We start from the raw sequence: 2,584 nt of genomic DNA on the forward strand, positions 1-2,584 counted from the left end.
GCCCGGAACCGCGACCTGCTCGGCGAACACGAAGACCTTGCGGCGTCCCGCCTCCGGCGGCGGCTTCAGGCCGCGCAGCGGCGAATCCGGGCGGCGGCGGAGCCCGGTGATCACCGCCGGCTGCGCGGAGAAATCCGTGGTGGCCAGAAACGCCGCGAAGGCGTCGCGGTCGCGCGGCCCGTTAAGGCAGATCTGGTCGTAGCCTAGCCGCCACGCGACGCCTTCCTCGAAGCGGCCGAGGACCAGCCCGTTGAAGCCGCAGAACAGCGCCGGCCGCGGCCGCTCCAGCGTGCGGGCCGCGAGCTCGCAGACATGCCGGAACAGCAGCACGCGGCTGCCGGTGGCGTAGACCCCGACTGCGTCGCTGCCGAGCGCGGCCTCGTCGAGAGCGAGCGCCCCGAGCGAGCGCTCGATGATCTCGAAGCGTCCCGCGAGCCGCTCGGCGGCCGATGTGGTCAGCCCCCGCCCGGCGTCGATCGCGAAGGTCGGCCGCCAGCCGCGCGCCTCGAAGGCGAGCGCAAGCGGCAGCGCGCCGAAGACCTGGCTGTCGAGGTCGCAGGCGAACAGGACGCGGCGGTCACTCATGCGGGCCGGATGATCTCGTACGGGGCGATTCGGGCGGAGGAGAGCCGGCTGATCGGGACGGGACGGCGCGGTCCCGTTCAGGCCCGCGATCACTCGAATCTGAGGCCCGATGTTCTATATTCACTTTTCCGCCGCGAGGCGCGCGCACCCGGCGGTCCCCATGAGAATTCGCATCGGCTTCGAGATCGTCCACACCTTCCCGCAACCGACGCCGTTGCTGGCGGTGCTGAACGTCCATCCGAGCCGTGAGAAGGATCTTCTCATCCCGGACCGGATCAACGCCTGGCCGCCCACGCCGATCTCAACCTACGTCGACGATTTCGGCAATGTCTGCAGCCGGATGCTGGCGCCGGCCGGCGACTTCACGCTGCAGACCGACGCCCTGGTGGCCGATAGCGGCGAGCCCGATCTCTACGCGCCGGACGCAGCCCAAGTGGCGGTGCAGGATCTTCCGGACGACGCGCTGCTCTACCTGCTCGGCAGCCGCTATTGCGAGACCGACCGGATGAGCGACGCCGCATGGTCGCTGTTCGGGAAGGTTCCGGGCGGGTGGGGCCGCGTGCAGGCGATCGTCGACTATGTGCACGACCGCGTCGCCTTCGGCTACGAGCACGCCCGCTCCACCAAGTCCGCCTACGAGGCGCATGAGGAGCGGCAGGGCGTCTGCCGCGACTTCGCGCATCTGGCGGTCACGCTGTGCCGCTGCATGAACATCCCGGCCCGCTACGCGACCGGCTATCTCGGCGACATCGGCGTGCCGAAGGACCCGGCGCCCATGGATTTCAGCGCCTGGTTCGAGGTCTATCTCGGCGGGCGCTGGTACACGTTCGACGCGCGCCACAACCAGCGGCGCATCGGCCGCATCGTGATGGGCCGCGGCCGCGACGCCTCCGACGTCGCGCTCACCAACACCTTCGGGCCCGGCGTGCTCAAGAGCTTCAAGGTCTGGACCGACGAGGTGGCCGCATAGCGGTCCCCGGTTTCGGCGCGCCGGCGCCTCGCGTATAACCCCGCCTCCCGGCCTCCCATCCAAGACGCCCTTGACCCGCTTCCGCTCCCACCGCTTCTCCGTCGCGCCGATGATGGACTGGACCGACCGGACCTGTCGGCTGTTCCATCGCGCGCTGACCGGCCAGGCGCTGCTCTACACCGAGATGGTCACGACCGGCGCGGTCCGGTTCGGGCCGCGCGAGCGGCTGCTCGGCTTCTCGCCCGAGGAGCGGCCGCTCGCGGCGCAGCTCGGCGGCTCCGAGCCCGAGGAGCTCGCCGAGGCGGCGCGGATCTGCGAGGGCTTCGGCTATGACGAGATCAACCTCAACGTCGGCTGCCCCTCCGACCGCGTGCAGGACGGCCGCTTCGGCGCCTGCCTGATGGCCGAGCCGGACCGCGTCGCCGAGGGCGTCGCGGCCATGAAGGCCGCAGTCTCGATCCCCGTCACGGTGAAGTGCCGCATCGGGATCGACGACCAGGACCCGGAGGAGGCGCTCGACCGGCTCGCCGACGCCGTGGTGGCGGCCGGCTGCGACGCGCTGATCGTCCACGCCCGCAAGGCCTGGCTGAAGGGGTTGAGCCCGAAGGAGAACCGGGACGTCCCGCCGCTCGATTACGACCGCGTCTTCCGCCTCAAGCGGCGCTTCCCGGATCTGCCGGTCTCGATCAATGGCGGGATCGGCTCGATCGAGCAGGCGAGGGCGCTGCTCGAGCCGCGCGACGGCGTGGCGCTCGACGGGGTGATGCTCGGCCGGGCGGCCTATCAGAACCCGGAGCTGCTGCTCGCCGTCGATCCGCTGCTGTTCGGTCAGGCCGCCCCGCACGCCGACGCGCGCGCGGCCGTCGAGAGCCTGTTCCCGGCGATCGAGGCGCATCTTGCGCGCGGCGGCCGGTTGTCGAATTTCACGCGCCACGGCTCGACCGGCACCCAGGGGTGGAGCTTGCGGTAGTTCAGCCGGATCTCGCCCTCATCGTCGATGATGAGCCCGGTGTTGTACGGCATGCCGCC

Annotated in this window: 3 protein-coding genes; 2 read left to right on the plus strand and 1 reads right to left on the minus strand. The window is 70.9% G+C overall.

Going from position 1 to position 2,584, the window contains the following annotated elements; all coding sequences use genetic code 11:
* On the minus strand, positions 1-585 hold a 585-nt coding region (locus ACIKT0_RS16710; protein ID WP_407106507.1), incomplete at its 3' end, for a DUF6716 putative glycosyltransferase.
* Positions 586-745: 160 nt separating this feature from the next.
* On the opposite strand from ACIKT0_RS16710, the gene ACIKT0_RS16715 reads away from it, so the two are divergent.
* Positions 746-1,555 carry a transglutaminase-like domain-containing protein gene (locus ACIKT0_RS16715; RefSeq protein WP_407106508.1) on the plus strand — a complete coding sequence of 270 codons (810 nt, stop codon included), beginning with the start codon at positions 746-748 and terminating at the stop codon, positions 1,553-1,555.
* A 109-nt stretch (positions 1,556-1,664) separates the two neighbouring features.
* The gene (gene dusA / locus ACIKT0_RS16720; protein WP_407106509.1) at positions 1,665-2,525 is read left to right on the plus strand and encodes a tRNA dihydrouridine(20/20a) synthase DusA; all 861 of its coding nucleotides are present in this window, start codon (positions 1,665-1,667) and stop codon (positions 2,523-2,525) included.
* The last annotated feature ends 59 nt before the right edge of the window (positions 2,526-2,584 follow it).

This window comes from Hansschlegelia beijingensis, assembly GCF_045505405.1.
Classification (GTDB): domain Bacteria; phylum Pseudomonadota; class Alphaproteobacteria; order Rhizobiales; family Methylopilaceae; genus Methylopila; species Methylopila beijingensis_A.

Bases quoted from the DNA above. Each gene is read 5' to 3' on its own strand.
- ACIKT0_RS16715 (WP_407106508.1), top strand. From the start codon at position 746: ATGAGAATTCGCATCGGCTTCGAGATCGTCCACACCTTCCCGCAACCG.
- dusA (WP_407106509.1), top strand. From the start codon at position 1,665: ATGATGGACTGGACCGACCGGACCTGTCGGCTGTTCCATCGCGCGCTG.